The following is a 22,895-nucleotide window of genomic DNA, read 5'->3' as shown; positions in this document are numbered from 1 at the left end:
GGCGTGCTGATCGGTGAGGTGGCGCGGCGCTCCGGGGTGAGCGCCCGGATGCTCCGGCACTACGAGTCGCTGGGCCTGGTGCGGCCGAGCGGACGCACCGGCGGCGGCTACCGCGAGTACTCCGACGAGGACATCCGGCGGATCTTCCACGTGGAGAGCCTGCGGTCGCTCGGGATGTCCCTGCGGGACGTCGGCCGCGCGCTGGACGATCCCTCCTTCGAACCGTCCGCGCTGGTCGGCGACCTGGTCCGGCGCACGGCCGAGCGCGTCGCGGCGCAGACGGAACTGCTCGCCCTGCTGCGCCGGATCGACGCGGCCGGGCCCACGGGCTGGGAGGACGTCCTGCGGAGCGTCGCCCTGCTCCGGGCGCTGGACTCGGGGAGCGCAGGGACGCGCCAGCGCGCGGCGCTGTCCTCGGCCGGCGAGGCGTCCGTACCGGTGGAGGCCCTGGCCCAGGCGCTGCTGGGCGAGGCGGACCCGCATGTCGCCGGGGCGCTGCGGTGGGCCCTGGCGCACGGGGGCGGCGATGCGGCGGCCGCGCTCGCCCGGGGCCTCGGCTCGGCCCGGGCGGAGGTGCGCGGGCGGGCCGTCCGGGCGGTCGTCGGGATCCCGGGTGCGGAGGCGACCGCGCTGCTGCGCGGGGCCCTGGCCGATCCCGACCTCACGGTCCGGGGGCGGGCGGCGCTGGCGCTCGGCGCGCGCGGGGCGGCCGAGGCACTGCCGGTGCTCGTCGAGCTGGTGGTGGAGGGTGTGCTCGACGTCGACGCGGCCGACGGACTGAGCGCCCTGGCGGCCGATCCGGCGGTCGCGGAGCGCGTCGCCACCGCCCTCGTCGGCCGCCTCGCCGAGGACACCGCCGGGCCGTCGGTCCGACGGCGGCTGACCCAGGCGCTCGCGGACGTCCCCGGCCCCACGGCGTCCCGCGCCCTCGCCCGTCTGTCCGGCGACGCGGACCGCGCCGTCGCCCTCACCGCGGCGTACGTCCTGCGGCTGCGGGAGACCCGCTGACCGGCGCGTGGCGGTGCGCGTGGCGGGGGCCGAGGGGGCTGCGCGGCTGCGGGACGGTGGGCCGCGGGGCCGGGCCCGGTGACCGGCGGGGACGCCGCCCCGGCCCGCGCTCCCGGGCCTTCCGGCGGCGGGAAACCCGGTGCTGCCGGTGGTCCCGCGCCACTACGGTGGGGCCATGGACTCGGTCAGGCAGTTCCAGGTCACCTTCGACTGCGCGGAGCCCGCACGGGTCGGCCGCTTCTGGTGCGGGGTGCTGCGGTACGACCCCGCGGTGCCCCGGGGATTCGACTCCTGGGAGGCGTACGAGGGCTCGCTGCCGGCGGGGGAGCGGGGGGCGTGGTTCGCCTGCGCCGACCCCACCGGGGCGGGACCGCGCCTGTACCTCCAGCGCGTTCCCGAGGGGAAGACGGTGAAGAACCGGCTGCACCTGGACGTGCGGGTCGGCACCGGCCTGGTCGGCGAGGAACGCGTCGCGGCACTGGAGGCGGAGTGCGCCCGGCTGGGCGGCGAGCGGGTGCGGCTGCTGCTCGCCGACGAGGAGAACGAGTCGTGTCTCGTCATGCGGGACGTCGAGGGCAACGAGTTCTGCCTCGACTGACGTGGAGCGGGCGCGGACGGTGCCGGGACCGGGGCCGGGCCTGTCCGGACCGTAGGGGCACCGGGACGTGGTGGGACCCCGAGCGGTGCGCCGCCGGGGCCATGACCCCGGAGGGAGCCGCGACGGGCACCTCACCGTGGGGGCCGGAAGGCCGGGGCTCTGCTTCCGCCGGCTTCCGGTGCCGTCGTTCGTGGCCCGGGACCCGAGGGCGGAACGGGCGCCGTGGTCGTGCCGGTCGGCTCGTCGCGGCGGGAGCGGCACGGCTGCCTGCTGCTTGTCGCCCGCTCCCCGCCGCACACGAGTCGGGCCACTCACGGTGGGTGGGTGCGCCCGACGCCCGACGGGGGCGGGGAGGCCCCGGTGAGAACGCCGTCGGCCGTCACCGTGCGCGCCGGAGCCGCGGGGCCCGTCGGGCGGACCGTCGCGGACCTCCCCTGCCGGGGCGGGCGTTCGCGTCCGGATTCCCACTCTCAGTCGAGGCAGAACTCGTTGCCCTCGATGTCCAGCATCGGAATGCACGCGTCATGGCCGTCGTACAGCGTGCGGACGTGGACCGCGCCGAGCGGGACCAGCCGGGCGCACTCCGCCTCCAGCGCGGCGAGGCGTTCCTCGCCGACCAGGCCGGTGCCGACCCGCACGTCCAGGTGCAGCCGGTTCTTGACCGACTTCCCCTCCGGAACGCGCCGGAAGTGAAGGCGCGGGCCCAGGCCGGCGGGGTCGGCACAGGCGCACCACGCGTCCCGTTCCCCGGGCGGTCGCGTGTCCCGGTAGGCGTCCCACGAGGCGAATCCCTCCGGCGGGGCGAGGACGTATCCCAGCACCTCGCACCAGAACCGCGCCAGGCGTGTGGGTTCCGCGCAGTCGACGGTGACCCGGAACCGCTCGATCGACGTCACCGGACCAGCGTAGGGGCGCCGTCCCGGCGCTGTCCCGGCGTTGGACAGGGCCGGGGACGGTGTCCGCGACGCCCGGACGTCCCGTCGGCTCCAGGTCATGTTGATCTCACCGCCGAAGGCCACGTACCCGGCACGCCGGAAGGCGTTGGCCATCGGGACGTCGCCGAGGTCCGTGGACGCGCGGACACGGGGGACGTTCCGTTCGGCGAGGACGCGGGTGCCCTCGGTGAGCAGGTCGTCGACGTGGCCGTTCCCGCGGTGGGCGGGGAGGACGGCGATGCAGGCGATGATCGCGTTGCGGCCGTTGTGCGCGGGCAGGACGTACCCCACCGGTTCCCCACCTGGCAGTGTCGCGATCCGCCACCACTCCCGAGGGCTCGTGTACCGGGCGAGTTCGTCCTGGTAGTGCCTGGTGGCCGCCTCCCGGGCGGACATCCGGGTCTGGTCGGCGCGGCCGCGCGCGTCCAGCGTGCCGTCCAGGACCAGGGCCGTCAGGGACACGAGTTCCCCGGCGTCGACGACCGGCCGGAAGGTGAGCCGTCCGGTGGCCCCGGGGACGGGTGATTCCCGACGCCACTCCAGACGCGGCCGTTCGACGAGGGGCCGGGCACCGGTCCGTTCCAGCAGGGTGGGGCGGTTCTCGACGGCCTGCCGGGACGGCGTGTCCCCGCGCCGGTCCGGCGGGACGAACCGGCTGTACTCCGGGGGAGGCGAACCCGGTACGAGGGCGGCGGCCAGCGCCGTGCGCAGGAGTCGTTCCCCGGCGTCCAGGCACGTGGAACGCGGGGCGCCGTCGTCGATGTCGAGGACGTCCAGGACGAGGGGGGTGTCGCTCTGCCGGGCCGGCTCCACCAGGCGGCCCTGGCCGCCAGGCGGTCGCCGCGCAGGGCGACCCACATCCATTCCGGACGCCGCCGGCCGGTGGCGAGGTCGTCCGGCAGCTCCCCGTTGAGGACGTAGGGCAGCCGGGAGAAGAGGCCGAGTTCTTCGCGTCCGGTGATCGGACGCGTGGTCAGGTCGTTCGGTTCCACGGTCGAGGCACGCTCCGGTTCAGGCGCCCGTCCGCTCCGGGGTGAGACATGGTCCGCGCCCCGGGAGGACGCGAGCGCGGTGGTCATGGAGGTCATCGGCCTCGTCCCTCCCCTCACTGTCGTGCCCCGCCTCTGCGGCAGGGGCTCCGTCGCAACGTCTGTCCGACCGGGGGCCCGCCGTGCAAAGCCTTTTCGGACCAACGCGGTTGGGCCGACGCCCGGGTGTGGCTGATGGGCCGGGCGCGGGTGACGGCGGGGGCGCCCCGGGAGCCTCGCACCGATTCGCGAGGGCGGACGAGCGGAACGGGGCGACGGGCCCGGACGGCGTCGCTCCCCTCCCGGACGGCGGACCCGCGCGCGGCGCACGGACGCGTCCGGCCCTTCGGGTACGGGGCGGACCGGTGGGGCCGGGGGACGGCGGCCGTCCGGGGCCGTGACGACGGATTCCGTTGCCGCGACGACGGATGCGGTGGGAGGACCGGTGCCCCCGGGTCGCCGCGGGCCGCTGCGGACGCCCGCGGTGCGGGCCGCGCAGCCGTCCCGGCCCTCGTGGGACCCGTCCGGGAGGCCACTCGGGCGGGGAGAACGCAACTTCGACAGGGCTCGCGAAGGCGGCTACCTTCACCCGCGTTCCCCGTCGACCGGGAACGGCCGCACCGGGTTCCCCCGGCCGCGCCGCCCGCGACGGGACGCGTCGGCCGCGCCCCGGGCGTCCTCGCCGCCGCACGAGCCGGAGCCGTTCGTGCCGTCCGAGCCTGCCCGGACTGCACCCGGCACCACCGGGCACCATCCGAACCAGGGAGATACCCATGCCCCGTCTCGCTCTGTACACCTTCGGCGTCCTGAAGTCGCCGCTCGCCGACCCCGACCCGCTCACGCGCGAGTTGCACGACAGGGGGGAAGTCGTCTACCGGACGATCGGCGGGCAGCCCGGGTATCTCGCCCACGCCGAACCGGCGGACGGCGCCAGGGGCACGCACTTCGAGCTGGACTGGGGCGCGTGGGGGGAGTTCGTCGTACCGGCCTGGTACGGCAAGGGCCGCACCGCGGCGACCACCGCCCTGGCCGCGACCCTCTCGCTCTGGACCGGCCCGCGCCCCGCCTTCCGCGCCGTGCACACCGGCCCGCACCGTGAGGCGCTGAACCGGCGTCACGACTGGTTCGTGAGGACGGGGCACCCGGCCCATGTGTGCTGGTGGGCAACCGACGACGGGACACCCACCTGGCAGGACGGCGTGTCCCGGCTGGAACACCTCCACGCCCACGGCCCCGCGCCGCAGGCCTTCACCTTCCACCACGCGTTCGCCCCGGACGGAACGCCGACCGCGGCCACGGGTGCCGGGCCGTGGGACGACCGCGGCCGCTGACCGGGAGGCCGGAACGGCCCGGGTCCGCCGTTCGCCCGGCCGGCAGGCGGCGAACAGCGGGCGATGCCCAGAGGGGTGACAAGTGACGGCGAAGATGGTCCGTTTGCCACTGAAGTTGGGCCAACGCCGTTTTGTGGCGGCGAGTTGGGCCGCTCAGGAGTGGCAAGACCCCTTCGACGGGGTTGAGGTCGGGTGCGTAGGGCGGGAGGCAGTAGATGGCCGACCGGTCCAGGGATGCGGCGAACTCCCGGAGTCCGGCGGCCTTGTGGACGTTGAGGTTGTCCCGGATGAGCACGATGGGGCCGTCGAGCTGCTGATGGGCGGCGATCAGGAGGTCCCGGTATCACGCCAGGAGAAGCTCCTGCGCCCGTCACGGTTGCCGTCATCGCGGCGAGGCCGGTGGACCAGTCCCGACCGGTGGCCGGGTCTGTGGCAGGTCGGCGCACAGTCGACGAGCCGTCAGCCCTTACGACTCCACGAGTTCAACCCAGGTAGCCCGAGCGAAGCCGTTTCATCGGGCGATGCACGGACCGGCTCGGATCAGGCGTCACCGCGGGTGGGGTGGAGAACAGCCTCGGCGATTTCACGAACGCGATCCTGCGTGATGCCATTGCGTTGTTCGACGGCGAGGGGATGGTCGGTGGGCTCCAGCTCGATGAAGGGGCGCTGACCGACAGGACGTATGCGGACGTGCGTCTTCAGGTTGATGGTGCTCGGCGAGTACGGCGAGAGTTCGGTGGACAACCACCCGAAGTACGGACTCTCGGCCTCGCGTCCGGGTGTCTCCCACATGTCTGCCGCTCGGGAGAAGTTCTCCCTGCTCAGGGACACCCGGACGGCCCATGAGAACACATCGTCACTGCCTATGACTGGTATCTCGACCAGCCCCTTGACGAAATAGTGCTCAGCCTTGATCACGCACTGGTCGGAGGAGAGCAGGCTGTCGTCCGTGTCGGTGTCGGTGTCGGTGGGGTCCCAGTAGTAGGGAGCCGTGGCCGAGTAGTTCATCGGCAGTTCTGCGTGCGACTGGCCGCAGCGTGAGCAGGTGAATCCGGGGGCGCTGGTCATGAAGAAGAGCCTCATGATCGGATCCGGCACCCTGGTGCCCGCCTCCGGCTCCTCAATCGGCACGACAAATCGACAGCGAGTGCGACGCACCTCGCTGTCAGGCCCCGCCTGAGTCTGCAGAGAGATCGGGGGAAAGTACGTGCGTCACCACCGTCACCCCGACAAGGATCCGCAGGTCAAGGTGCTAGTGCGGGCCTGAGACTGCGTCACCTGAAACCCCTCGCCAGAGCAGATTCGCTGAGACGAACGGTTGAGACGGCATATTCGCTGAGACGAAGTCGGATCCGAGCACCTTCGTTGAGACCTGCGCAACCTTCGCTGAGACAGGTCAACCGACGGCAGTGCTCAGGGTTGTCGATGAACAGTATCCGATATATCGTTGAAGCATCGCGACAGGTCGACGACTGAATGGAGTGATGACCATGCGCAGCCATGGATACGAGCGGGGGCACGGTGGGCACGAGTGCGGGGGCGGTCCCCATGGGCGGCGGTTCGAGGGTGGGCGCGCGGCGTTCGGGCCCTTCGGGCCGGGTGGCCCGGGCGGACCCGGAGGGCCCTTCGGGCCGGGCTTCGGTGCCGGGCCCTGGGGCGGCCGGGGACGTGGCGGGCCCAGGGGCAGGGCGCGGCGCGGTGACGTGCGCGCGTCGATCCTCGCCCTGCTCAAGGAGCGGCCCATGCACGGCTACGAGATGATCCGGGAGATCACCGAGCGCAGCGGCGGGGCGTGGAAGCCCAGCCCCGGTTCGGTGTACCCGACCCTCCAACTGCTGGAGGACGAGGGCCTGATCGTCAGCGAGAGCGAGGGCGGCAAGAAGCTGTTCTCCCTCACCGACACCGGGCGCACGGCCGCCGAGGAGGTGTCCGAGGCGCCCTGGGAGGAGGCCTCGCGCGGCGTCGACTGGGAGGCGCTGCACGATGTCCGGCAGGCCGGGTTCGGGCTGATGGAGGCCTTCGGGCAGGTCTGGAAGACCGGCAGCAAGGAGCAGCGGGAGAAGGCCCTCGCGGTCATCGGCGACGCCCGCAAGAAGCTGTACCTCATCCTGGCCGACGAGGACTGATCCGCCGGGGCGCGTGCCCTGGACCCGGATTCCGGGGCACGGTGTGCCGTGGCCGTGAGACGGCGGGACGGACGGTCGTGGTCCGCCCCGGATGGGGGTGTGGCCCCGGGCGGGTCCCTCCCTCCGGACCGCCGCCGCGTTCCCCGGAACGGGAGCGGAGCGGGAGGCGCCGTGCGCTTCCGGGACTCGAACGGGCCGGAGCGGCACGGGCCGGCGGGTGTCGGCCACCGCGCCGGTTCCGCGCCGTGGTGCCACCAGTCCCGGCCCGGCGCTCATGGCTCGTCCCCCAGATTCCGCACCTCCGCCTACGCGGCCCGCGCCCAGCCCCGAAGCGCCCCCCCGTGAACCGGGAACCCGGGTGCACTCCGGGTCCGCGAGCCGCCGTCGCCCGTCGGTGGCGCCCCGTTTCTCAGGACTCCCTCCCGCCCGGGAACCGGCCCTGTCCCGCCCCGGCCGGGGGCAGGCGGGATGTGCGCGGGGTCGTACGGGGAGTGGTGCCCGGGGGAGACGCAAGGCGGCGCGCGACCGTCGGAGGGAATCGGCGTGATCTCATCCGCGAGGAGGATATTCCGGACGGCCGGATCCCCTCCCCGTGGGACGCGCGAATGCTCCCCGCCGGGGATGTGCCGGGCCGGAAGGGCTGGTGAGGTGGGTGGTGTGCAACCCCGTATCCCCCGGCAGCCGGCCGTCGCAGAGGACGGCCCGCGCCCGGCAGGCAATGACGCCGATGTCCGGTTCGGTGCCGCACTGGCGCCCGTGGTCTCCGGTGCGCGCCGAAGAGCCGTGCGGGACGGGGACCGGCAGATCGACACGGCTCATCTGCTGCACTCCCTCCTGGAGGACGACCCCGAGGCCTGCGCCGTCCTCGGGGAGGGGCCGCGGCCGGCCCGACTCCTCGGCTATCTCGTGCAGCGCAGCATCGGCTACGGGCTCCGCTGGCAGAGCGCCGTGGAGGACTCCGGAGCCCTGCCCGTGGTGATCGGCGCCGACGGTTTCTCGCCACTGGCCGCCGCCGCCATGGAGTACGCGGCCGAGCGCGCCCGGGGCCGCGGGGCGGAGCGGGCCTGCGGCCTCGATCTGCTGGCCGCCCTCGTCATGGACCCGCAGGCGCGGGCCGTGGAGGTGCTCGGCCGGGCAGCCCTCGCCCCCGACGAGGTCCTGACCCGCGTCCTGGAGCGGCTCGAACCGACCCTCTGACCCGGCCCGGCGGGCCGCCGTGACGAGTCAGGTGCCACGAGGGGTGACGCTCATGTCGTCCCCTGTCATCATGTGCCCGTGCACATGTCTGACAGCGCCCGCGGCGGTCCGCGGAACGGCGTGGGGCTCGGCCTCGCGCTCGGGTCCGCGGTCGCGTTCGGCGGTTCCGGGGTGGCGGCCAAGCCGCTGATCGAAGCGGGGCTCGACCCCCTCCACGTGGTGTGGCTGCGGGTCGCGGGCGCGGCCCTGGTGATGCTGCCGCTCGCCGCGCGCCACCGCGCGCTGGTCCGGCGCTGTCCCGGACTGCTGGCCGGATTCGGACTGTTCGCCGTCGCCGGGGTCCAGGCCTGCTACTTCGCCGCGATCTCCCGCATCCCCGTCGGGGTCGCGCTGCTCGTCGAGTACCTGGCGCCCGCCCTGGTGCTGGGCTGGGTGCGGTTCGTCCAGCGGCGGCCGGTGACACGGGCCGCCGCGTTCGGGGTGGTGCTGGCGGTGGGCGGGCTCGCCTGCGTCGTGGAGGTCTGGTCCGGGCTCGGCTTCGACGCGCTCGGGCTGCTGCTCGCGCTCGGCGCCGCCTGCTGCCAGGTCGGCTACTTCGTCCTGGCCGACCGGGGCAGCGACGCCGGGGACGCGGCGCCCGACCCGCTCGGCGTCATCGCGTACGGGCTGCTCGTCGGGACGGCGGTGCTCACCGCCGTCGCCCGCCCCTGGGACATGGACTGGTCGCTGCTCACGGGCTCCGTCCCGATGGACGGCACCCCCGTCGTCGCCGGGCTGCTGCTGGCCTGGATCGTCCTCGTCGCCACGGTGCTCGCCTACGTCAGCGGCGTGCTCTCGGTGCGGCGGCTCTCGCCGCAGGTCGCGGGGGTGGTGGCGTGTCTGGAGGCGGTCATCGCCACCGTCCTGGCCTGGGTGCTGCTCGGCGAGCACCTGTCGGCGCCGCAGATCATCGGCGGCGGAGTGGTCCTCGCGGGCGCCCTCATCGCCCAGTCGTCGGCGCCCGCGCGGGGCTCGTCCGAGCCGGTGGCCGGAGGCGGGCCCGAACGGGAACTGTCCGGACGGGGCACGGCGGTCTGAGCGCGCCGCGCGGCGGGCCGTCGCCGGCCACCCCTCGTCGACTACGCCTCGGTCCTTCCTTGTGCCCGGGTCCTTCCTCGCTCGGATCTCTCCTCGCTCCGATCGCCTCTCGCGCGGTCGACCGGCATCGGCGGAGTGCTCCGGGCCGGGCGCGGCCCGGGAGTCCGGGTTCCCGGGGGCCGAACCGTCCTCCCGTTCCCCTTACGTCACCGAGACGCCGAGACGCCGGGCCGGCCCGACCGGCCGCCGGGCGCGGGCCACCGGCCACGACCGACCGGTGGCCCGGATCGACCGCTGGTCCCTCCGGCTCTTGGGCCCGACCAACCCTGGGCCACCACTGGCCGTAACCCGGGTCCAGCCCTGGACCACCACGGCCGTAGGCCGGGACCGGCAGTGGACCGTCACCAGCCGTGGGGCACCATCGGCTCCCCCGCCCCCGCCGCCGCGTCGACCCCCGCTCCCCGTCACCGCCCGCCCCGCTCCGGAGCCCGTGCCCCCGCCGGGAGCCCCCGGCTCAGTTCCCGCCGGAGGGGACCATCGCCGCCAGATAGTCCGGCACCGGGGTCCCGGGGGCCAGGCGGGGGTCGGGCACGGGGGTGCCGTAGCCCTTGCGCAGGGGCAGCAGTCCCGCCCAGTGGGGGAGGCCGTAGTCCTCGGGCTCGTCGTTCACCCCGCCGGTGCGGAGCTTGGCCGAGACCTCGTCCAGGTCGAGGCGGATGACGGCGGTGGCCGCCAGTTCCCTGCGGTCGGCGGGGCGGCAGTCGGCCGACCGGCCCGGCACCGCGTGGTCGACGAGGGCGTCGAGGGCGACGTTCCGCTCCTCGGGGTCGGTCACCTCGTGGGCGGTGCCGTGCACCATGACCGACCGGTAGTTGACCGAGTGGTGGAAGCCAGAGCGGGCCAGCACCAGCGCGTCCACGTGCGTCACCGTCAGGCACACCGGCAGCCCCGGGGCGGCCCGGCCGGTCATCAGCAGCGGGCGCGAGCCCGTCGAACCGTGCACGTAGAGGCGCTCGCCGACCCGGGCGTACAGCGTCGGCAGCACCACGGGCGCGCCGTCGCGCACGAAGCCGAGGTGGCAGACGTATCCCTCGTCGAGTATCGCGTGCACCACCTCCCTGTCGTAGGAGGCCCGGCCCGGCGAGCGGGAGGGCACCGTGCGGTCGGTGGGGGTGTAGGCGGCCGGTCCGGGCGGTGCCGCCCCGGCGCGTGGCGGCCGGGCGGGTGCCGGGTGTCCGTCGGGCGCGGTGCCGTCCGCGCGCGGGCCGGGTGCCGCCGGTTCCTGGGTCCCCATGGCATCCTCCATTGCACTAGTGCATAATGTTGTTTGTGCTAGGAGAGTATCGGATCACGGGTCGGGGCGCGGCGGAGATTTCCGCGAGCGTCGAACGAGCTGTGGGCGCGGGGCGGTTGGAGCCCGGGCAGGCCCTGCCGCCGATGCGGGAGCTGGCCGAGCGGCTCGGGGTGAACCCGAACACCGTCGCCGCCGCCTACCGCACGCTGCGCGAGCGCGGGGTCATCGAGACGGCGGGGCGGCGGGGCAGCCGGGTGCGGGCGAAGCCGGCCACCACCGGGCGGGACTTCATCCGCGTCGAGGTGCCCGAGGGGGTGCGCGACGTGTCCGAGGGCAATCCGGACCCGGCGCTGCTGCCGCCGCTGGGCCCGGCGTTCGCCGCGGCGGCGGCCGAGGGCGACCGCAGCCCGGTGCTCTACGGGCAGGAACCGGTGGAGCCGGCGCTGGCCCGTCCGGCCAGGGCCGACATGGACGCCGACGGGGTCCCGGACGGGCCCGTGGCGGTGGCGTCCGGTTCGCTGGACGCGCTGGAGCGGGTGCTCGCCGCCCATCTGCGGCCCGGTGACGTCGTCGCCGTCGAGGACCCCGGCTGGGGCGGCCTCCTCGACCTCGTGCCCGCCCTCGGCCTGCGCACGGCCGCCGTCGGTGTCGACGAGGAGGGGCCGCGCCCCGACGAGGTGCGCCGCGCGCTGGCCGCCGGTGCCCGGGCCCTCGTCGTCACCGACCGGGCGCAGAACCCGACCGGCGCCGCGCTGAGCGCCGCCCGCGCGCGGGCCCTGCGGCGGGTGCTGCGGGACCATCCGGAGACCCTGCTCATCGAGGACGACCACGGCCACCGGATCGTCGAGCTGCCCCTGCACCCCCTGGCCGGGACGACGCACCACTGGGCCTTCGTGCGCTCCGCCGCCAAGGCGTACGGCCCCGACCTGCGGCTCGCGGTGCTGACCGGGGACGCCGTCACCCTCGACCGGGTGCGCGGACGGCAGCGGCTCGGCCCGGGCTGGGTCAGCCGCGTCACCCAGCGCGCGGTGGCCCGGCTCTGGGCCGACGGCGCGGTGGACACCGGCGCGGTGGCCCGGGTGTACGGAGCCCGGCGGAACGCGCTGCTGGCGGCCCTCGCGGAGCGCGGGGTCGAGGCCCAGGGGCGCAGCGGGCTGAACGTGTGGGTCCCCGTGCCGGACGAGACCGGTGCCGTGGCCCGGCTGCTGCAGGCGGGCTGGGCGGTGGCCCCCGGCGCCCGCTTCCGGGTCGCCGCCCCGCCCGGCGTCCGGATCACCGTCTCCACGCTGGCCGAGGAGGAGGCCGGTGCCCTCGCCGACGCGGTCGCCTCGGCGCTGGGGCGGGGCGCGGGGCCGAGCCGCGTCTGACGGGCGCCCGGCGTGCGCCGGGCGCCCTTGTGTGCCGTGCGTCGGCTACGGCCGAGGGGTCGCGTGCCGGGTCTCCCGCTGCGCCGCCTGCCGGTGCGGTGCCCCCTGGCGGGGTACCTCCTGCCGCGTGCTCTCGGGGCGCGCCGTCCCGCGGCCGGGGCCCTTCGGGTCCGCCGCGTCCTGGTCCGGTGCGGCCTGGCGCGGTGCCTCCCGCCCGGTCGCCCGCTGCCGCGTCGCCGGTGCCGCGGGGGCGGCGGGGGCGCCGGGGGCGCGCCCGGTTCCGGGGCGGGCCTGGGTCAGGGCCGCGCCCGCGAGCACGACCGCCGCCCCGACCGGCGCGGACCAGGACAGCCTCTCACCGAGCAGCAGCACCCCGGCCGCCGTGGCGATCACCGGTGTGAAGTAGGTGACCATCTGCGCCGTCGTCGGTCCGACCTCGGCGACCAGGTCGTACTGGATCAGGAAGGCCAGGCCGGTGCCGAGGGCGCCCAGGGCCATGACCGCCAGCACCGGCGCCACCGGGAAGGAGTCCGGCATCGAGGTGAACAGGGGTGTCACCACGGCCAGTTGCCCGGTCGCCAGCAGCAGTTGCGCGCCCGACAGCGACAGATGGGAGTGGCGGGAGCCGGCCAGGGTGCGCCGCACGTAGATCCAGCCCACCGGGTAGCAGAACGACGCCCCCAGGGCCAGCGCGGTGCCCTTCGGGTCCAGGCCGTTGAAGCCCTGCCAGACGCCCAGCACCGTCAGCACCCCGAGGAAGCCGACGCCCAGCCCCGCCACCCGGACTCGGGTCGGCCGGTCCTCCGAGAGGGCGACCAGGGACAGGGCCATGCCCCACAGCGGTGACGTGGCGTTGCAGATGCCGGCGATCGAGGAGGGGATCGTCAGCTCCGAGAAGGCGAACAGGGAGAAGGGGAGCGCGTTCAGCAGGAACCCCGCGACCGCCAGGTCCGCCCAGGTCCGCCCGCCGCGCGGCAGCCGCTCCCGCTTCACCGCCATGGCCGCGGCGAGCACCGCCGTGCCGAAGGCCAGCCGGCCCAGCGTGACCTGGAACGGGGCGAAGCTGTCCGTGCCCACCTTCATGAACAGGAAGCTGAAGCCCCAGACGAGGGAGAGGGCGCCGAAGCGCACGCGCCAGTCGAGGAAGCGGCGGGGGAGGGCGGGGGTGGTGGTGATGCTGCTGGTCATGAGGGCAACGATGCGGCAAGCCATCTTCGTAGCACAATCGAATCTTCGCACCGGGTATCTCGTAGTATCGCTTATATGTTGAACCTGGAGCGCCTGCGCACCCTCGATGCCCTCTCCCGGCACGGCTCGGTCAGCGGCGCGGCCGAGGCACTGCACATCACCACGTCGGCCGTCTCCCAGCAGATGTCCAAACTGGAGCGCGAGGTGGGGCAGCGTCTGCTGGCGAAGAACGGCCGAGGGGTGCGCCTCACCGACGCGGGACGGCTGCTCGCCGAGCACGCGGCACGCATCCTCTCCCAGGTGGAGCTGGCCGAGGCCGACCTGGAGGCGCAGCGCGGACAGGTCGCCGGAGAGCTGCGGCTGGCCGCCTTCCCCACCGCCGCCCGCGGACTGTTCCCCGCCGCGCTGGCCGCCCTGCGCGCCGAGCACCCGGCGCTGCGCCTGCGCTCCAGCGAGCTGGAACCGGAGCGGGGGGTGGCGGGCGTGGTGCGCGGCGACTTCGACCTGGCGGTCGTCCTGGACTGGTACAACAAGCCGATGCCGCTGCCCGACGGGCTGGTCAAGGCGCCCCTGCTGGACGACCCGGCCGATGTGGCGATGCCCGCGGGCCACCGGCTGGCCCACCGGGAGGAGGTGGACCTCGCGGAGTTCGCGGACGACGAGTGGATCACCTGGGGCGAGGGGGAGTTCTGCCACGAGTGGCTGATGTTCACCCTGCGGTCCCGGGGCATCGAGCCCATCCTCGGACACCGCGCCGCCGAGACGCACACCCAGCTCGGGCTGGTCGCGGAGGGGCTCGGGGTGTGCATCGCCCCGCTGCTCGGCCGCCACCCGATGCCCGCCGGGGTCGTCACGCTCCCGCTGCGCCAGCGGGTGCGCCGGCACGTGTACGTGGTCTGGCGGGCGGACGCCGACCGGCGGCCCTCGATCCGGGCGGCGGTCGGGGCGCTCCAGGCCGTGGCCGGGCGGCTCGGCTGACCGCCCCGCCGGGAGAACGCGGGGGCCGCACGCCCCGGCAGGATGTACGGCCTGCCGGGACGTGCGGCCCGGGGTGGGCGGCGGTCGGCCGCCGCAGGGTCCGCGCGGATGATCAGCGGATGTCGACGTCGATGCAGGCGTAGAAGGCGTTCGCGGTGTCGGCGATGTTCCACACCGCCAGGACCTTCTGCTTGCCCGTGATCGAGCCGAAGTTCACCTGGTGGGTGACGGTCGCGCCCGGCTGACGGCCCCCGTCGTTGAACTCGGCGACCTTGGTCGCGCCGACGTAGTACTGCCAGGTGCTGGTGGCGTGACGCGCCGTCAGGCGCCAGTTGAAGGCCGTGGTCCGGGAGACGGGCGTGACCTTCCAGCCCTTCGCGTCGTTGTCGAGGTCCGCGAAGGCGGCGTTGCCGCCGCTGCAGCTGCGCAGCCCCTTGGGACCCTCGACGCTCTGCGGCTCCCACTTGATGGAGCCGCAGGAGACGGTGCCCGCCGCGCACTGGGCCTGGCGGCTGGGGGGCGAGGTGATGTAGCCGTGCGCCTGCGCCGTGCCGGCCGACAGGCCGACCGTCAGGAGCGGGGCGATACCGGCACCCAGAACGATGGCCAGCGTCCTCTTGTTCCTCATGGGTTCTCCTTGGTGGGGGGATATGAGGTCTCGCACCGGGCGCGCCGTGGCGGCGCCCGACGGGAGGGCGGCACGTCCTGGGGACGGTCCGCCCGCGCGTGTCATACGTGGGGAGGGGGGTGACGACCGCGCGGTACTCCCGCTCCTTTCTTGGTCTAGACCATACGGACCGGAAAGAGGGGGTCAAGGGTGCCGGAGCGAAGGAACCCGTGAGGCGCCCCTTTCGCGTCAGCCGCCCACAGGGGGCGCGGACGGGGTTTAGGCGCAGGCCCGGCGGCGACCCCGCAGGGGCCGGCGCTCCCCGCGCCACCTCCCGAACACGCCGTCATCCGGCCGGAATTCATCCCTCCGATCCGAGCGCCGGAGGCCCCGGTGGCGACGGCCGGAGGAGGGTTCCCGGCCAACTGACCGGCCGGGCACGGTGGGTCCAGGGGCGGACCGGGTGAGCCGGCCGGACGCCGCACGGTGCCGCCCGGTCGCAGGGGGACCGCGCAGGCCGTCACGGGGAAGGGGCACGGGGGCAGGGCGACGGAGCCCCGCCCCTCCCGCGCCGAATGCGGGACGGCGAACGCCCGGCCCGGGCACCGGCGGCGCGGCGGACGGGTCGGGCGTGACGGGCGCCGTGGAGCCGTGCGGCCCGGGGGGACATGGAGGACGAGGCCGTACGGCCCCCACGAAGGGGTACCGCCGGGAGGGGCGCTTCCGGCCCTCGGCCCGCCCCGGAAGCGGCCGGCCTGGGGTCTCTCGTTTGGATCAGGCCGGACCCCGCGAGCCCGGCATGATTCAAACGAGAGACCCTGGTGACCTGAGTCAGAGATTCTTCGCCAGATCGCGGCCATCAGCCGGATGCCGTGCGGCCGGCAGGTCCGGCCCGGCCTGCTGACATTCGGCCTCCGGCACGCCGGGCAGCTCGTGAGAACTACCCGAATATCTCTGACTCAGGTCACTAGCCGCCCAGCAGTTCGATGACCGCCCGCACGGCGTCGGCCACCGGCTGGCCGACGGCTCCCAGGGTGCTGACGACACCGGCGACGGTCACCAGGGCCCGGTGGCGCTCCTGCGCCGAGACGGCGGCCGCGGGGTTGAGGGCGGGGAGCGAGTCGGCGACGAGTTGCGCGTTGGGCCCGTCGAGCCGGACGCGCAGGTCCTCGATCATCCGGTGGAGTTCACCGATGGCCGCGGCCACGGCGGGCGCCAACTGCTCGGCCCCGCCGCCGTTCTGGTGCTTGACCATGCCGATGCTGTCCCGGGTGCCGTGCATGTTCACGGAATCACCGTAGTAGTAGTGGTTGCCGCTCATGCTGCCTTCCCCACGTTTCCGCTGCCGCCGTACATGTTGACGTTGTCGCCGAAGTAGTAGTTGTTCGGCGAGTGGGTGATGCACTCCACCGTCACCCGGAGCTCCGTCTCGGGATGGTCGATGGCGTGGGAGATGTCGCCGACGAGCTGGTCCAGGTAGTGCGGGTGCACGCTCGTCACCAGTCCGGTGGACGCCCCGGCCGTCTCGACGGCGAGCACGTAGTAGGACTTGGCGGTGAGCACCGTGATCAGGTCGACGCCGCAGAACCCCACGACCCCCAGCGCGAGGAACCAGAGCCAGCCCAGCAACGGGCTGTTGCCCTCGCTGAGGGCGGAGCCTATCGCCGCGGGCAGCGAGATGATCACCGCCACGGCGACCGTCATGCCGACCCGCTTGACGAACCGCAGGACCGCCTCCTTGCGCTTCGGCCGCAGGGTGAAGGTGTAGACCCGGGCGATGTTGTGCAGCGGGTAGGCCGCCCGGCCGATCCACAGGGTCCGCTTGCTGATGCGCAGTTCCACGGAGGCGACGAGCCCCGAGGGCGGCGGGGGCGGGACGAGTCCCGTGGGCGGCGGGGGCGGTGGGGGCCCGGCGGACAGGGGCGGGTGCTCGGGGCGTTCGGGTGGTTGGACGGCCGCCATCCTTCCTCCTTGGGAAGAGGGCTGAGGGGACGAGTGGGGAAAGGGGCCCTCCGGCACCTCGACGGGTGGGAAGGAAGGCTCACAGTACGCCACAAGTACCGTGCGACGGCGGGGAGTTGTTCGTCGCGGGCGGCCCGGGCGGAGCACCTTCCGGGTCGAGCGCGTACCGGAGGGGAGCGGTGGCCCGGGGCCCGCGGGCCGGGCGGCGTGGACGGGGCCCGGTCACCGGCGGCGCCGGAGGCCGCCCCCGGTGGGACGGCCGTCGCCGTGCCGTGAGCCCGCCCCGGCCGGTGCGGTCCGTGGACCGGACCGCCGTCGCGGACCCCGGCGGCGGAGTCAGTAGTAGACGGCGATCCGGCCCCGGGGCCCGTCGACGACCTCGACGGGGGTGTCGAAGATGTCCGTGAGGACCTCGTCGCGCATGATCTCGTCCGGGCCGCCGAAGTGGCACACGGTCCCGTTCTTGACCGCGCAGATGCGGTCGGCGTAGTGGCCCGCGAAGTTGATGTCGTGCAGCACGATCACGATGGTGCGCCCCAGCTCGGCGGCGGCGCGCCGCAGGTGCTGCATCATCTGGACGGAGTGCCGCATGTCGAGGTTGTTGAGCGGCTCGTCCAGCAGCAGGTAGTCGGTGTCCTGCGCGAGCACCATCGCCACGTACGCCCGCTGCCGCTGGCCGCCGGAGAGTTCGTCGAGGTAGCGGCCCTCCAGCTCGCCCAGTCCCAGGAAGTCGATGGAGCGGCTGACGACCTCCTCGTCCTGGCGGGTCAGACGCCCCTGCGAGTGGGGGAACCGCCCGAATCCGACGAGCTGGCGCACGGTGAGGCGGGTGACGAAGTGGTTCTCCTGGCGCAGGATCGAGACGATCCTGGCGAGGTCCTTCGAGTCGGTGCGGGCGATGTCGTAGCCGGCGATCTCGATCGTTCCCGAGTCGATGCCCAGCAGCCGCCCGATCATCGTCAGCAGGGTCGACTTCCCGGCGCCGTTGGGCCCGACGAGCGCGGTGATGCCGCCGGCCGGGATGGTGAGGTCGACGGGGCCGATCGCGACCTCGCTGGTGTACCGCTTGGCGACCCGGGTGAGGGTGATCACAGCCGCCCCTTTCGCAGGATGTGGACGAGGAAGAACGTGCCACCGACGATCTCGATGATCACGCCGACCGAACCGGCCGCGTAGAAGAGGTGCTTGAGGACGAAGTAGGCGCCGCCCAGCACGACGACGCCGGTGAGCCAGGCGACGGGGAACACGTAGCGGTGGTCGTGGGTGTCGGCGAGCTGGTAGGCGAGCATCGCGACGAGGAACCCGAAGAAGGTCATCGGGCCGATGAGCGAGGTGGAGACGGCCATCAGGACCGCGACCAGCAGCAGCACCGCGATCGTCCGGCGGCGGTGGTTCAGCCCGAGGTTGGTGGCGGCCTCGCGGCCGAGCGCGAGCACGTTCAGCCGGCGGCTCCCGGCCCACAGCAGCCCGCCCGCGACGGCGGCGACCGGGAGCGAGACGGCCAGGTAACTGGCGTCGGCGTTGGCGATGCTGCCGATCAGGCGCGCGGTGAGCACGTCGAACTCGGTGGGGGTGAGCAGCCGTTGCATGAAGGTGGCCAGCGCCCCGAGACCGCCGCCGAGGATGATCCCGATCAGCAGCATGATCTGGAGGTTGCCGTACTTGCCCGACAGCAGCCAGCCGTAGAGCAGCGCGGCGAAGGCGACCATGAGCACGACCTGCGCCACGAACTGCCACACGCCCTGCACGACGGTGACCCCGGCGGTGCCGAGGAAGAAGACCGCGCCGGTCTGGACCACCCGGTAGAGGGACTCGAACCCCATGATCGAGGGGGTGATGATGCGGTTGTTCGTCACCGTCTGGAACGCGACCGTCGCCAGCGCCTGGCAGAACGCGACGACGACGATGATGACGACGCTCGTCGCCCGCAGTTCGGCGATGCGCCAGAAGCCGGGGGTGCCGAAGGGCATCGGGTTGTCCCAGACCAGGATGCCGATCACGACGAGCACACTGAGCGCGATCAGCGTGCCGAGGACGGCCCGGTACCGGCGCCGTGCCCGCGCCGTGGGCAGCGCGCCGGAGCGCCGGACCGCGCGGGGCGGGGCGGCGGGGACGGGGACTGCGGGGGCGATGGTCCGGTCAGCCATGGCGGCGCTGCCTCAGCAGGAGGGAGATGAACACGACCGAGCCGACGACCGCGAGGATCAGCGCGACCGGCACCTCGAAGGGCATGACGATCAGGCGGCCGATGATGTCGCAGACCGTCACCGAGGCGATGCCGGCCAGGCACACCCAGGGGAGGTTCGAGCGGAGGTCGTCGCCGCGGAAGAGGGAGACCACGTTGGGCACGATGAGTCCGAGGAAGGGCAGGTTGCCGACGACGACCGTGACGATGCCGGTGGCCAGGGCGATGAGCCCGGTGCCCAGCAGCACGACCCGGTGGTAGTTCAGGCCGACGTTGGTGGCGATGTCCTGCCCGAGCCCCGCCACGGTGAAGCGGTCGGCGGCGACGAACACGGCCACCACGACGACCGCGACCACCCACAGCGGTTCGTACTGGCCGCGCAGCACCGAGGTGAAGGAACCGAGGAACCACACGCCCATGCTCTGGAGCATGTTCGTGGACAGCGCGATGTAGGAGGAGACCGCGCCGACCACGGCGCCGAGCATCATGCCCACGATGGGGACGATGATCGAGGAGCGCAGGGTGATCCGGCGCAGGAACAGGAAGAAGACCATCGTCCCGGCGAAGGCGGTGACGACCGCGCCGGTCATCTTCAGCAGCAGCGACGCCCCGGGCGCGATGATCGTGATCAGCAGCAGCCCGAGCCCGGCCCACTCCGTCGTACCGGTGGTGGTCGGCTCGACGAAGCGATTCTGCGTCAGCTGCTGCATCACCAGGCCCGACATCGCCATCGCCGCTCCGGCCAGCACGAGCGCGATGGTGCGGGGGACACGGGTGATGGCGAACATCTCGGCCCCGTCCTCCCCGCCGAAGATGTCGTAGACCCCGATGAAGAGGGACAGGACGACCAGGCCCGCCGTGACGACCAGGCCGATCAGCAACGGCCAGGTGAACAGGCGGGCCTTGGGTACGCGGGCACGCGAGTGCCCGGCTTCCGGGCGCGGGGGGCGCTCGGCCGCCGGGGCGTCGTGGAGCGGGACGGTCATGCGGGTGCGCTCTCGGTCGGGGACGGGGAGGCCCGGCCGGGGCCGGGGGCTCGGAGCGGTGCAGGTGGCGGGCGGGCCGCGGGCCGGACCGGGCGCGGGTGCGCCGGTCCGGCCCGCGGCCCGACGGGGGTCGGGCCCGTCGGATCAGGCGTTGGCCTCGAGCTTGTCGGCGAGGCCGTTGAAGAAGGCCGTGTAGGTCTGGATGCCCTCGTTCAGGTAGGTGAGCTGCGGGAAGTACACGATGTTGCCGTTCTTGACGGCGGGGACGTTCTTGAGGGCCTCGGACTTCGCCAGCATCTCGTTGGCGGGGACGTAGGACTCCGACGTTCCCGCGTTGACGGCCGCGTCCCGGTCGAGGGCGATGATCACATCGGGCTTCGCGGCGGCGATCGCCTCGACGGAGATGTCGTCGCCCTGGTGGTCGCTGGAGCCGTCGGTCCTGATCGCGGGCGTCAGGCCGAGGATGTCGAAGACCGGGCCGACCGTGCGGCCGGTGCCCGGCGCGGCGTAGTTGATCTCGCCGCCCGAGGTGATCACGCCGATCACGCTGCTCTCGGGGTCGTAGACCTTCTTGACGCGCGCGACCGAGGCGTCGAAGTCGTCGACGAGCTTCTTCGCGTCCTTCTCGTGGCCGAAGACCTTCCCCAGGGTCTCCACCTGCCGCTTCAGCTCCTCGTCGAAGGGCTTGTCCTCGCGGGGGTCCAGCTCCACGACCGCCGCGTCGGGGGCGAGCTTCTTCAGGTCCTTGTAGTACGAGGAGAAGCGCTGCCCGTTGACGATCAGGTCGGGCTCGACCGCGACGACCGCCTCCAGGTCGGGCTCGTTGTGCGTCCCCAGGTTCACGATCGACTTGTCGGTCTTGTAGGGGTTGTCCGTCGCGATCAGGTCGACCGGGGCGGCGCTCAGTTCGATGCCCCAGTCGGAGAGGGTCTGGAACGTGCGGTTGTCGGTGGCGACGACGCTCTTCGCCGGCAGCTTCACCTTCTGCGTGCCGTGGTTGTCCTCGACCTCGACCGTCTTCGCCGCGGTCGCCTTGGCGGCACCCTTCGAGTCCTTCCCGTCGGAGTCACCGCCCGCGCATCCGGCAAGACCGAACGTCAGGACGGTCGAGACCGCGGTGACGGCGAGGAGGTGGCGGCGCTGGGTGAGCATGGTGCGGGAACTCCATTCCGGCGGGTGGCGTCGGTGCGCGGCGTGGCGACGACGGAACTCGGGGCAGACGCGAGCGTTCCGGTACGGAAGGGGCCCGCGTCGAAGTAAGCCTAGCCTTACCTTATCCGCGCTTTGGTGCGGGGTGGTAGCCCGGGTTCCGTTTCTGTCCGTCGGCGAGGACGGGCACGGCGGGCGGGGGCGGGGCGCGGCTCCGCCGGGGGTGACGCCGGGTGGGTCGGGGTGTCCCGTCCGGGGCCTCGGAGTGGGGGCGCCACGGTCATGTCCCGCAGGGGAGAAGGGGGAGCCTCCGCGGGGGAGCCGGAGGGGGCGTCAGGGGCCCCGGTGCGATGGCGCGGGCGCACCCCGCGGGTGATCACCCCCGGTTACTATGCTCACCTCACGCCGGAGGGCGGCGGCGGGCCGCGCGGCACCGGCGGCGGGTTGCCCGGGAGCGCGGAGGGGCGCGAGCCGTTCACCGCCCCCGGAGGCTCCCCGCGCCGTGGCCGACGGATCCCGCCCCCGCGTCCGGAGGCGTCCTCGCGGGTTGCGGGGCTGAAGAGATGGGTGGCCTCAGAAGTGTTGGACGATGTCGTGGCGACCCGTTATGTCGCGCCCCTGCGCGAGGGCGGCTCGCTCCCCGGGATCGTCGAGGCGGACGACCTCGGGCTGTACGTCCTGAAGTTCACCGGGGCCGGCCAGGGCCGCAAGACCCTCGTCGCCGAGGTGATCTGCGGGGAACTGGCCCGGTGCCTCGGCCTGCGGGTGCCCCGGCTGGTGACCGTCGACCTCGATCCCGTACTGGGGCTCGCGGAGCCCGATCCGCAGGTGCAGGGGCTGCTGAAGTCCAGCGGCGGCACCAACCTGGGCATGGAGTTCCTGTCCGGGGCCCTCGGCTTCGACCCGCTCGCCTTCACCGTCCCCCGCGAGGAGGCCGGGCGCGTCCTCTGGTTCGACGCGCTCGTCAACAACGTCGACCGGTCCTGGCGCAATCCCAACCTGCTGCGCCGGGACGGGGAGACCTGGCTGATCGACCACGGCGCCACCATGATCTGGCACCACAACTGGCCCACCGCCGCCGCCTCCGCCGCCCGCCCCTACGACGCGGGCGACCACGCCCTGCGGCGCTTCGCCCCGGACGTCCGCGCCGCCGCGGCCGACCTCGCCCCGCTCGTCACCGAGGAACTGCTCGCCGAGGTCACCGCCGCCGTCCCGGACGTCTGGCTGGCCGGTGAACCCGGCTTCGACACCCCCGACGAGCTGCGCCGCGCCTACGCCCGGCCCCTGCTGGAACGGGCCGCCACGATCCACGAACGCGTCCAGGGGGACCGATGAGCGAACGGCACGTCTACGAGTACGCGGTGCTGCGCGTCGTCCCCCGCGTGGAGCGGGGCGAGCGGCTCAACGCCGGGGTGATCGTGTACTGCCGCGCCCGGGAGTTCGTCGCCGCGCGCACCCATCTGGACGAGACCCGGCTGCTGGCGCTCGACCCCCGGGCCGACGTGGCCGGGATCAGGGCGGCGCTGGGCGCCGTCGAGGGGGTGTGCGCGGGCGGGGACGCGGCGGGCCAGGCCGCGCCCGACGGCGCCGGGCGGCGCTTCCGCTGGCTGATTGCGCCGCGCTCCACGATCGTGCGGCCGGGCCCGGTGCACACCGGGCTCACCACCGACCCGGCGGCCGAGACCGAGCGGCTGCTCGACCTCCTCGTCCGCTAGACCCGTGTCCCCGGACGGCGCCGCGGGCCGCCGGCCGGGAGCCGGCGCCCCCGAGGAAGAAGCGGACCGGGCGGAGAGCCCCGGTCCGGTCCGCGGGCGGCGCGGACCGCCGTCGGCGGCGCAGTACGAGCGCCGCGGCCAGGGCGGCGGCCGCGACGCAGGCC

At 73.9% G+C, this 22,895-nt stretch carries 21 protein-coding genes and 2 pseudogenes; 10 read left to right on the top strand and 13 right to left on the bottom strand.

Annotation, left to right across the window (positions count from 1 at the left end; all coding sequences use genetic code 11):
* Positions 1-3: 3 nt before the first annotated feature.
* Positions 4-1,008 carry a MerR family transcriptional regulator gene (locus tag ACZ7LB_RS21690; RefSeq protein ID WP_471470381.1) on the top strand — a complete coding sequence of 335 codons (1,005 nt, stop codon included), beginning with the start codon at positions 4-6 and terminating at the stop codon, positions 1,006-1,008.
* Between the two features lie 175 nt (positions 1,009-1,183).
* Positions 1,184-1,606: a VOC family protein gene (locus ACZ7LB_RS21685; RefSeq protein ID WP_471470380.1), complete on the top strand. Its 423-nt coding sequence runs from the start codon at positions 1,184-1,186 to the stop codon at positions 1,604-1,606.
* A 470-nt stretch (positions 1,607-2,076) separates the two neighbouring features.
* Here ACZ7LB_RS21685 and ACZ7LB_RS21680 read toward each other — a convergent pair whose 3' ends face one another.
* Positions 2,077-2,502: a VOC family protein gene (locus ACZ7LB_RS21680; RefSeq protein WP_471470402.1), complete on the bottom strand. Its 426-nt coding sequence runs from the start codon at positions 2,500-2,502 to the stop codon at positions 2,077-2,079.
* Positions 2,503-2,685: 183 nt separating this feature from the next.
* Positions 2,686-2,937, bottom strand: a pseudogene (locus ACZ7LB_RS21675) (GNAT family N-acetyltransferase); the annotation flags it as partial.
* A gap of 1,405 nt (positions 2,938-4,342) precedes the next feature.
* On the opposite strand from ACZ7LB_RS21675, the gene ACZ7LB_RS21670 reads away from it, so the two are divergent.
* Positions 4,343-4,900 carry a DUF3291 domain-containing protein gene (locus ACZ7LB_RS21670; protein ID WP_471470379.1) on the top strand — a complete coding sequence of 186 codons (558 nt, stop codon included), beginning with the start codon at positions 4,343-4,345 and terminating at the stop codon, positions 4,898-4,900.
* Between the two features lie 154 nt (positions 4,901-5,054).
* Here ACZ7LB_RS21670 and ACZ7LB_RS21665 read toward each other — a convergent pair.
* Positions 5,055-5,344, bottom strand: a pseudogene (locus ACZ7LB_RS21665) (transposase); the annotation flags it as partial.
* 96 nt (positions 5,345-5,440) lie between these two features.
* The gene (locus tag ACZ7LB_RS21660) at positions 5,441-6,031 is read right to left on the bottom strand and encodes a DUF2199 domain-containing protein (RefSeq protein ID WP_471470378.1); all 591 of its coding nucleotides are present in this window, start codon (positions 6,029-6,031) and stop codon (positions 5,441-5,443) included.
* Between the two features lie 359 nt (positions 6,032-6,390).
* On the opposite strand from ACZ7LB_RS21660, the gene ACZ7LB_RS21655 reads away from it, so the two are divergent.
* From ACZ7LB_RS21655 to ACZ7LB_RS21645, 3 genes are all read left to right on the top strand, one after another.
* Positions 6,391-7,026 (top strand): PadR family transcriptional regulator, encoded by a 636-nt coding sequence (locus tag ACZ7LB_RS21655; RefSeq protein WP_471470377.1) that lies wholly within the window; start codon positions 6,391-6,393, stop codon positions 7,024-7,026.
* Between the two features lie 657 nt (positions 7,027-7,683).
* Positions 7,684-8,223: a Clp protease N-terminal domain-containing protein gene (locus ACZ7LB_RS21650; protein ID WP_471470375.1), complete on the top strand. Its 540-nt coding sequence runs from the start codon at positions 7,684-7,686 to the stop codon at positions 8,221-8,223.
* Positions 8,224-8,295: 72 nt separating this feature from the next.
* The gene (locus ACZ7LB_RS21645; RefSeq protein ID WP_471470374.1) at positions 8,296-9,300 is read left to right on the top strand and encodes an EamA family transporter; all 1,005 of its coding nucleotides are present in this window, start codon (positions 8,296-8,298) and stop codon (positions 9,298-9,300) included.
* A 514-nt stretch (positions 9,301-9,814) separates the two neighbouring features.
* Here the strand turns inward: ACZ7LB_RS21645 and ACZ7LB_RS21640 are convergent.
* Positions 9,815-10,594: a pyridoxamine 5'-phosphate oxidase family protein gene (locus tag ACZ7LB_RS21640; RefSeq protein ID WP_471470372.1), complete on the bottom strand. Its 780-nt coding sequence runs from the start codon at positions 10,592-10,594 to the stop codon at positions 9,815-9,817.
* A gap of 35 nt (positions 10,595-10,629) precedes the next feature.
* Between ACZ7LB_RS21640 and ACZ7LB_RS21635 the strand changes: the two genes are divergently transcribed.
* Positions 10,630-11,961: an aminotransferase class I/II-fold pyridoxal phosphate-dependent enzyme gene (locus ACZ7LB_RS21635; protein WP_471470371.1), complete on the top strand. Its 1,332-nt coding sequence runs from the start codon at positions 10,630-10,632 to the stop codon at positions 11,959-11,961.
* 45 nt (positions 11,962-12,006) lie between these two features.
* Here ACZ7LB_RS21635 and ACZ7LB_RS21630 read toward each other — a convergent pair whose 3' ends face one another.
* Positions 12,007-13,173, bottom strand: coding sequence for a DMT family transporter (locus tag ACZ7LB_RS21630; protein WP_471470370.1), 1,167 nt, complete (start codon positions 13,171-13,173; stop codon positions 12,007-12,009).
* A 51-nt stretch (positions 13,174-13,224) separates the two neighbouring features.
* Here ACZ7LB_RS21630 and ACZ7LB_RS21625 point away from each other — a divergent pair, with 51 nt between their 5' ends.
* Positions 13,225-14,127 carry a LysR family transcriptional regulator gene (locus ACZ7LB_RS21625; RefSeq protein WP_471470369.1) on the top strand — a complete coding sequence of 301 codons (903 nt, stop codon included), beginning with the start codon at positions 13,225-13,227 and terminating at the stop codon, positions 14,125-14,127.
* Positions 14,128-14,239: 112 nt separating this feature from the next.
* Here the strand turns inward: ACZ7LB_RS21625 and ACZ7LB_RS21620 are convergent, their stop codons facing one another.
* The 7 genes from ACZ7LB_RS21620 to ACZ7LB_RS21590 form a co-directional block, all read right to left on the bottom strand.
* Positions 14,240-14,755: a lytic polysaccharide monooxygenase auxiliary activity family 9 protein gene (locus tag ACZ7LB_RS21620; RefSeq protein WP_161226699.1), complete on the bottom strand. Its 516-nt coding sequence runs from the start codon at positions 14,753-14,755 to the stop codon at positions 14,240-14,242.
* A gap of 946 nt (positions 14,756-15,701) precedes the next feature.
* On the bottom strand, positions 15,702-16,055 hold the full coding sequence (locus ACZ7LB_RS21615; protein WP_471470368.1) for a hypothetical protein: 354 nt from the start codon (positions 16,053-16,055) through the stop codon (positions 15,702-15,704).
* Positions 16,052-16,696 carry a DUF6232 family protein gene (locus ACZ7LB_RS21610; RefSeq protein WP_471470367.1) on the bottom strand — a complete coding sequence of 215 codons (645 nt, stop codon included), beginning with the start codon at positions 16,694-16,696 and terminating at the stop codon, positions 16,052-16,054. The genes ACZ7LB_RS21615 and ACZ7LB_RS21610 overlap by 4 nt, the downstream gene beginning before the upstream one ends.
* Before the next feature lie 336 nt (positions 16,697-17,032).
* Positions 17,033-17,788 carry an iron ABC transporter ATP-binding protein gene (locus ACZ7LB_RS21605; protein ID WP_471470366.1) on the bottom strand — a complete coding sequence of 252 codons (756 nt, stop codon included), beginning with the start codon at positions 17,786-17,788 and terminating at the stop codon, positions 17,033-17,035.
* On the bottom strand, positions 17,785-18,843 hold the full coding sequence (locus ACZ7LB_RS21600; protein WP_471470365.1) for an iron chelate uptake ABC transporter family permease subunit: 1,059 nt from the start codon (positions 18,841-18,843) through the stop codon (positions 17,785-17,787). The genes ACZ7LB_RS21605 and ACZ7LB_RS21600 overlap by 4 nt, the downstream gene beginning before the upstream one ends.
* Entirely contained in the window at positions 18,836-19,867 is a 1,032-nt protein-coding gene (locus ACZ7LB_RS21595; RefSeq protein ID WP_471470364.1) for an ABC transporter permease, read from the bottom strand. Before ACZ7LB_RS21595 ends, ACZ7LB_RS21600 begins: the two co-directional genes overlap by 8 nt.
* Positions 19,868-20,011: 144 nt before the next feature.
* Positions 20,012-21,019 (bottom strand): siderophore ABC transporter substrate-binding protein, encoded by a 1,008-nt coding sequence (locus tag ACZ7LB_RS21590; protein WP_471470363.1) that lies wholly within the window; start codon positions 21,017-21,019, stop codon positions 20,012-20,014.
* A gap of 576 nt (positions 21,020-21,595) precedes the next feature.
* Here ACZ7LB_RS21590 and ACZ7LB_RS21585 point away from each other — a divergent pair.
* Together ACZ7LB_RS21585 and ACZ7LB_RS21580 are read left to right on the top strand one after the other, a co-directional pair.
* Complete coding sequence (locus tag ACZ7LB_RS21585; protein WP_471470400.1) at positions 21,596-22,351, top strand: HipA family kinase; 756 nt, start codon at positions 21,596-21,598, stop codon at positions 22,349-22,351.
* On the top strand, positions 22,348-22,731 hold the full coding sequence (locus tag ACZ7LB_RS21580) for a DUF3037 domain-containing protein (RefSeq protein WP_471470362.1): 384 nt from the start codon (positions 22,348-22,350) through the stop codon (positions 22,729-22,731). The genes ACZ7LB_RS21585 and ACZ7LB_RS21580 overlap by 4 nt, the downstream gene beginning before the upstream one ends.
* The last annotated feature ends 164 nt before the right edge of the window (positions 22,732-22,895 follow it).

Source organism: Streptomyces sp. NPDC107521 (genome assembly GCF_055598485.1).
The sequence above is the reverse complement of the archived record's forward strand: the minus strand, read 5'-3'. Positions and strand labels throughout refer to the sequence as shown.